Annotated in this window: 5 protein-coding genes and 1 pseudogene; 1 reads left to right on the top strand and 5 read right to left on the bottom strand. The window is 67.2% G+C overall.

Translation table 11 applies throughout. From position 1 onward, the window contains the following. Window positions 1–284 (bottom strand): annotated as a pseudogene (locus BLT27_RS15615) (IS5/IS1182 family transposase); the annotation flags it as partial. Window positions 285–947: 663 nt separating this feature from the next. Here BLT27_RS15615 and pepF point away from each other — a divergent pair. After that, entirely contained in the window at window positions 948–2741 is a 1794-nt protein-coding gene (gene pepF, locus BLT27_RS15605) for an oligoendopeptidase F (protein WP_089735557.1), read from the top strand. A gap of 51 nt (window positions 2742–2792) precedes the next feature. On the opposite strand, the gene BLT27_RS15600 is transcribed toward pepF, so the two are convergent. The 4 genes from BLT27_RS15600 to BLT27_RS19910 all read right to left on the bottom strand — a co-directional run bounded on the left by BLT27_RS15600 (window position 2793) and on the right by BLT27_RS19910 (window position 6865). Then, complete coding sequence (locus BLT27_RS15600) at window positions 2793–3050, bottom strand: DUF8006 family protein (RefSeq protein ID WP_089735555.1); 258 nt, start codon at window positions 3048–3050, stop codon at window positions 2793–2795. 49 nt (window positions 3051–3099) lie between these two features. Beyond that, the gene (locus tag BLT27_RS15595; RefSeq protein ID WP_089735553.1) at window positions 3100–3315 is read right to left on the bottom strand and encodes a DUF7996 family protein; all 216 of its coding nucleotides are present in this window, start codon (window positions 3313–3315) and stop codon (window positions 3100–3102) included. Window positions 3316–3520: 205 nt separating this feature from the next. Further along, window positions 3521–6601 (bottom strand): FAD-binding and (Fe-S)-binding domain-containing protein, encoded by a 3081-nt coding sequence (locus BLT27_RS15590; RefSeq protein ID WP_089735550.1) that lies wholly within the window; start codon window positions 6599–6601, stop codon window positions 3521–3523. A gap of 114 nt (window positions 6602–6715) precedes the next feature. Beyond that, window positions 6716–6865, bottom strand: a complete 150-nt coding sequence (locus BLT27_RS19910) for a hypothetical protein (RefSeq protein ID WP_175526486.1) — start codon at window positions 6863–6865, stop codon at window positions 6716–6718. Between the last annotated feature and the right edge of the window lie 52 nt (window positions 6866–6917).

The following is a 6917-nucleotide window of genomic DNA, read 5'->3' as shown; positions in this document are numbered from 1 at the left end:
GACGGCGGTCGATCGAAGCCACAGCTCAGCCAGACAACCGTGTTCCGAAGCTCCCGCTCAACCGGGCGAATCCCGTAGATATCGTGGTAGTAGCAATGAAGGAACCCACGCATCAGCTCTGGTGGTTCGTGATCTCGTGTTCGCCCCGTCTCCGCCGGGGCGAACACGTCGAACTCTTCGAGAAACTCGAAGGAGAGATGCTCAAACAACGCTAGTGTCTCGGTCTCCGCGACATTGAAGAACGTCTCTACCGAAGGAGCATCTTGCAGGGTCGCTGAACTCATTCCACCTCAGCGTTCACCCTGCTCCTTGGTGTGGTAATCGTTCTATGACACCCTCGAACATGCAGTAGACGGCTGTAACTTCAACTCAGTCGATGTATGTATCGACTGGAACTGCAGCCCGAAACCGATCAGTATCGATTGGTGTGACCCCCAGATAAATCTCAAGCCGAACTACACCAACTGTTAAAGCACCCAGTCAGGTATCGACAATGAACGAACACAGACAAGGAATTAACGCCTTGGTGGTGGGGGCCTGCGTCATCATCCACTTTGGGGTTTTCCCTGCTGTCGGGTACGATGGCATCCTGCGACAGTCTTTTGTGTTTCTTGTTATAATGACTGTCTCCCTAACGTACAACCTCTACTGCTCAATTAAGAGTGTAACTGGGTAATAACCCAGTTGAGTGCCCCTTCACCAGTTCTGATCGTGCATTCGCTATAGTCGTCCAGTCCACAGAGTGACACGAGCACGTCTCAGGGTTCGTCGTCGCGCCAGAGTCGGCCGAGGACCGCGTCTACGTCCGTCATAGCTGGTGGTGGGGGGCGGCGACGGGAAACGTGTTGTGTCAGGTCTCTTTCCTCGGACGCCGGGACTGCCGTCGCCACCCGCGGCACGACGGAAGGTGACAAAGCTTACGAACGCCCGGTTCCGAACCGGGATACATGAGTTCAGTCCCTGAGCGGTCCGAGGTCGACACCGAGTACAAGTGGGACCTCGAATCCATCTACGCGACGGACGAGGAGTGGGAGGACGCCTACGAGGCAGTCGAGGAGCGACTTGAGGACCTCCAGCAGTACGAGGGGCGGGTCACCGAGGACGGGGCGACCCTCCTGTCGGTGCTCGAACTCCGCGACGAGGTCATGCGCGAGGTGTCGATGGTCGCCGCCTACGCCCGGATGCGCAAGGACGAGGACACGACGGACCAGACGTACCAGGGCTACAGCACGCGGGCGCAGTCGCTCTCCGCGGACGCCTCCAGCGCGGCGTCGTTCATCGAGCCGGAGGTCCAGTCGGCGACGCGCGAGGAGATCGAGGCGATGGTCGAGGAGACCGACGGGCTCGGCGAGTACGACCACTACCTCGACGACGTGCTGCGGATGAAACCGCACACCCGCTCGGCCGAGGTCGAGGAGCTGCTGGCGGACCTGTCGGAGGTGACCGGGGGCACGGGCGACGTGTACACCATGCTCTCGAACGCGGACATGTCGTTCCCGACCGTCGAGAAGGCCGATGGCGACGCGGTCGAGATCACCCAGAGCAACTTCACGAACCTGCTGAAAGAGCCAGACCGCGAGTTCAGGCAGTCGGTGTACGAGGGCTACTTCGAGGAGTGGGGCGACGTGCGCAACACGGTCGCGACGGCCTACGAGAACTCGGTGAAGGCGGACGTGAAGCTGGCGCGGGCGCGGAACTACGACACCGCCCGCGAGGCGTCGCTCGACGGGCCGAACGTTCCGGTCGAGGTGTACGACAACCTGCTCGACACCGTCCACGACAACCTCGACAAGCTCCACCGCCACGCGGAGCTGAAGGCCCGGGCGCTCGACGTCGACGAGCTGGCGATGTGGGACCTCTACATGCCGATGACCGAGACCGAGAGCCCGGACGTGGAGTACGAGCAGGCCACGGCGTACATCGTCGAGGCGCTCGGCGCGCTGGGCGACGAGTACCAGACGCGCGTCGCCGACGGTCTGGAGTCGCGCTGGGTCGACGTGTACGAGAACCAGGGCAAGCGGTCGGGTGCATACTCCGGCGGCACCTACGACACCCAGCCGTTCATCCTGATGAACTACCAGGACGACATCTCCTCGATGTTCACGCTGGCGCACGAGCTGGGCCACTCGATGCACAGCCAGTACACGAAGCAGGAGCAGCCCTACATCTACTCCAACTACGAGATCTTCGTGGCGGAGGTCGCCTCGACGGTCAACGAGACGCTGCTGACCCAGCATCTCCTCGACACCGTCGAGGACGAGGAGTTCCGGCGGCACGTCCTCAACGAGTACCTGGAGCGGGTGCGCTCGACGCTCTACCGGCAGACGATGTTCGCGGACTTCGAGCACCGGACCCACGAGATGGTCGAGGCGGGCCAGCCGCTCACGCCCGACGCGCTCGACGAGACCTACGGCGACCTGAAGCGGGAGTTCTACGAGCCCGCCGACGTGGACGAGCACATCACCCGGGAGTGGATGCGCATCCCGCACTTCTACTACTCGTTCTACGTCTACCAGTACGCGACGGGCATCTCGGCGGCCGTCGCGCTCGCGGGCAAGATCCTCGACGACGACCAGCCCGACGCGGCGGCGAACTACCGCGAGTTCCTCGCGAAGGGCTCGCGCGAGTACCCGCTCGAACTGCTGCAGGGTGCGGGTGTCGACATGAGCTCGCCGGAGCCGATCCAGGCGGCGCTCGACACGTACGGGGACTACCTCGACGAGATGGAAGCGCTGCTGTAGGAACCTCCGTTTCTCGTCGGAACAATCGGAAGAACGGGTCGGACGGGCGTCTTACTTTCGCGCCATGATGACGAGCATCGGCCCCACGATGAGCAGGGCGAGCCCGAGGAAGCGGTACTGTACCGGGGCGAGGCTCGCCGGCGTCACCACGAAGACCGCACCGAAGGTGACGACGACCAGGCCGACTGTCTTCAGGGACTTGAGCGGGAGCGTCCCGAGTACGGAGAGGACGAACACGAAGAGGAGCGCTTGCCCCACGTTGTAGTTGAGCAGGAAGCTGTCGATAACCTGCAGTGCGAGCCCGTTCATTTCTAGTATCGTCTCCCGGCGGTGCAGTCTTAACGCTAACGAAAGGACGCTATTCTGGCCCGGTCAGGTCGATGGGGCGGATGAACAGGTACCAGAACACGAGCGCGAAGCCACCGTACCCGAGGGCCCAGACCAGCGTCCCGAGGAAGGAGAAGCCAGCGCTCGTCAGCAGGTACTTGAGCACCCCGGGGACGATGACGGCGAAAGCGACGGTCAGCCCGGCGAGCACCGTCCGGTTGCCGTCGAAGCTCCTTGTCTCTGCCATAGCCGCGGCTTCGGACTGGAGAAGGGTCAATGCCCCGGTTCGCGCCGACGGGGACGGCCCGAACCCGGGGCTGACGGGGTGGACGCACGCGAACGGGTGAACCATGGAGCGTGCGAGTGCGTCCGTACCAGGCTACGGATTCGAGCGTCAAAAAGGTCTCTCCTGGCCCCAATACGTCCGATTCCTGTCGTAGAGCCAACCGATATCACCGTTCGAGTGCGCTCGCGAGAAGCTCGACCGGGGTCGGCGGTTCGCTCGCGTCGTCGCCGTCGCCGAGCACGTCGCGGTCCGCGAGCTGGGTCCGACAGGACGCGCCGGGCGCGACGACGCGGTCGCCGGGGCTCTCGTCGACCTGGTCGTAGAGGATACCGGCGATAGCGGCGCTCATGCCGCGGTGTTCGGCCTCGTAGCCGAAGCTGCCCGCCATCCCGCAGCAGGTGGAGTCGAGCGGGTCCACGTCGTACCCCGCGCGTCGGAGCACGCCGACGGCGTGGTGGTCTTTCGCGGTCGCCTTCTGGTGGCAGTGGCCGTGGTAGGTGAGGGGTCCTTCGGGCGCGTCGAACGCGATGGCGTCGTCCAGCCGGAACGCGTCGAGGTACTCGCAGACGCCGTAGGTCGCGTCGGCGAGGTCGTCGACGGAGTCGCCGTCGAGCAGGTCCGGGTAGTCCGACTGGAGCATGACGGCGTTCGAGGGCTCGACCAGGACCACGTCCCAGCCGTCGCGCACCCGTGGTGCCAGCCGGGCGACGTTCTCGCGGGCGGTCGCCCGGGCCGCGTCGAGCAGTCCCTTCGAGTACACCGGCCGGCCGGTGTCGCCGACCTCGTCGGGCACCCGTACGTGGACGCCGGCGGCCTCCAGCACTTCGACGGCAGCCATCCCCGCATCGGGGTCGGTGTAGTTCGTGTGCGTGTCGGGGTAGAGGAGGACCCGCCGCTCGGCCTCGTGCTCGGGGACCGCCGGGCCACCGCGGGCCGCGAACCGGTCGCGGAACGTCTTCCGGTGGAACGTCGGGAGGGACCGGTCGGCGTCGATGCCGAGCAGTCGCTCGCCGAGCGCACGCGCCGGACCGAGGTCCGCGAGCCAGTTCGAGACCGGTGCGAGGGCGCTGCCGACGCGGGAGAGGTCGTGGATGCGGCCGAACAGGCGGTCGCGCAGGGGAACCCCCTCGCGCTCGTGGTGCTCGTGGACGACCTCGGCCTTGAGCTTCGCCATGTCGACCTCGCTCGGGCAGTCGTGGGCACAGCCCTTGCAGCCGATGCAGAGGTCGAGCACCTCGTCGACGAACTCGTCGCCGAAGCCGTCGTCGGGGAGGTCGCCGGCCATCGCCGACCGCAGCATGTTCGCGCGGCCGCGGGTCGAGGTTATCTCCTCGCGGCTGGCGCGGTAGGTCGGGCACATCACGCCGCCGGTGGTGTGCTGGTCGCCGCGACAGCCGCCACAGCCGTGGCAGAGTTCGACCATCCCCTGGAACCCGTTCTCGTTCGCCCACTCCAGTTCTGGCTCGAAGCCGGCATCGAACTCGTACTCCGGCCCGCTGCGGAGCTCTTCGGTCATCGAGACGTCGCCACAGACCTGGCCCGGGTTCAGGAGCCAGTCCGGGTCGAAGGCGGTCTTGAGGTCGCGGAACGTCTCCCAGAGGCCGTCGCCGTACAGCTTCCGGTTCCACTGGGTCCGGGCGCGGCCGTCGCCGTGCTCGCCCGAGACGGAGCCGCCGAGGTCGACCACGAGGTCGGTGACGGCGTCGGCGATGGATTCCATGGCCTCGATGCCCTCGGCCGTCTTCGTGTTCACCAGCGGGCGCACGTGGAGCACGCCGGGGCCGGCGTGGGCGTAGAAGCTCGCGAACGTGTCGTGGTCGTCGAGAATCTCGCGGAACCCCTCGACGAACTCGGGCAGCGAGTCGGGCGGGACGGCGGTGTCCTCGATGAACGAGACGTGCTTCGCGTCGCTGGTGCGCGAGAGGAGGATGGGGAGCCCGGACTTGCGGAGCTTCCATATCTTCGCGCGCTCGGCGTCGTCGTGGGCCTCGACCGCGTCGAAGGCGCGGGCGGGGTCGTCGCCGCCGGCACCGTCGTCGGAGCCCTCGACCGCCGCGGGCACACGGTCCGCGAGCAGGTCCGCGACCGCCCGCTCGCCCGCGGCGTCGTCGTCGGCGTAGAACTCCACGAGCAGCGTCGCCCGTGTCCCCTCGGGCAGCTGGCCGGCTACGTCGGCGAACTCGGCGGTGTCGCGCGCGAGGTCGAGCAGCACCTCGTCGACGAGTTCGACCGCGGCGGGGTCGTGGTCGAGGATGGCCGGCACGTCGGCCATTGCGGTCACGAGGTCGTCGTAGCACAGCAGCGCGAGCGACTTCGTCTCGGGCACGGGTTCGAGCGCCACGGTTGCCTCGGTGACGACGGCGAGGGTTCCCTCGCTCCCACAGAGCAGTTTGGCGAGGTTGACCGTCCCGCCGTCGGCGTCGGGTTCGCCCACGTCGCGGGTCGCCCCCGTCGCGTCCTCGACGAGCCAGTCGAGGTTGTAGCCCGAGACGTTGCGCTTCAGCTCCGGGTACCGCTCGCGGATCTCGTCGGCCTCCTCGTCGAGTACCCGGGCGACTTCGGCGTGGATGCGGGCCTCGAGGTCGCCGTCCGGGTCGGCGCGCTCGCGGAGCTCCTCGGTCGATATCTCGCCGAACTCGGTCACGGTGCCGTCCGCGAGGACGACCTCGCAGGACTCGACGTAGGCGTCGGTCTTGCCGTAGCGCAGCGAGTGCGCGCCCGTCGAGTTGTTGCCGATTGCGCCGCCCAGCGCGCTCTTGTCGCCCCAGGCGGGGTCGGGCGCGAACTTCAGCCCGTGGTCGGCGAGCCGGTCGTTCAGGTCGCCGAGGCGTCCCCCGGGTTGGACGCGGGCACGACGTGCGTCGGGGTCGAGCGACTCGACGCTGTCCATGTACCGCGTGAAGTCGAGGACGACGGCCTCGTTGACGGTCTGTCCGGCCAGCGAGGTGCCGCCGCCACGCGGGAGCACCGGGATGCCCTCGTCGGCACAGTAGGCGACGACGGCGGCCACGTCGTCGGTCGACTGCGGAAAGACCACGCCGACGGGCAGCTGCTCGTAGATACTCGCGTCCGTCGCGTACAGCTGGCGGGAGTAGGAGTCGAAGCGCACGTCGCCGTCCACCCGGGTCGAGAGTGCGTCGAGGATGTCGGGCCGGGTTACGTCGTCGCTCCGGTAGTCGTAGGTCGCCGCCGCGTCGCGCGCATCGCGGGGCGCGTCCTGGTCGACGGCGTCGGGGTCGCTGGCCATGGCGGAGACTGGGGCAGCCAGCGGTGTAAAACGTGGCGAGTGCGGCAGGTCCTGACGGCCCCGCGCCAGCGTGGTCGCAGGTCGGCCCGGGCGGCTGGTCGCCGCCGATTCGGCTCAGTCGGCGTCGGCCCGGCGAGCCTCCTGGCGGTGGCGACGGGCGAGCGCGACCAGCCGGAGCCCGGCGGACTCCAGCGCGTCGTAGTCGTCGCTGGCGGCCGCGAGCCGGGCAGCGTCGAGCGCCTCGCCGATGTCCTGGGTGGCCATACGCCCGATAGGGGGAGCCCACACATAACGGCCAGCCAAGCGCGGTGAAAGT

The sequence above is a fragment of the Haloarchaeobius iranensis genome, assembly GCF_900103505.1.
In the GTDB taxonomy this organism is placed as follows: Archaea; Halobacteriota; Halobacteria; order Halobacteriales; family Natrialbaceae; genus Haloarchaeobius; species Haloarchaeobius iranensis.
This window is presented reverse-complemented; position numbering and strand designations above follow the sequence as displayed.

What these genes read in the sequence shown, in the direction of transcription:
- pepF (WP_089735557.1), top strand. Translation starts at nt 948, where the DNA reads ATGAGTTCAGTCCCTGAGCGGTCCGAGGTCGACACCGAGTACAAGTGG.
- BLT27_RS15600 (WP_089735555.1), bottom strand. Translation starts at nt 3,050, where the DNA reads ATGAACGGGCTCGCACTGCAGGTTATCGACAGCTTCCTGCTCAACTAC.
- BLT27_RS15595 (WP_089735553.1), bottom strand. Translation starts at nt 3,315, where the DNA reads ATGGCAGAGACAAGGAGCTTCGACGGCAACCGGACGGTGCTCGCCGGG.
- BLT27_RS15590 (WP_089735550.1), bottom strand. Translation starts at nt 6,601, where the DNA reads ATGGCCAGCGACCCCGACGCCGTCGACCAGGACGCGCCCCGCGATGCG.
- BLT27_RS19910 (WP_175526486.1), bottom strand. Translation starts at nt 6,865, where the DNA reads ATGGCCACCCAGGACATCGGCGAGGCGCTCGACGCTGCCCGGCTCGCG.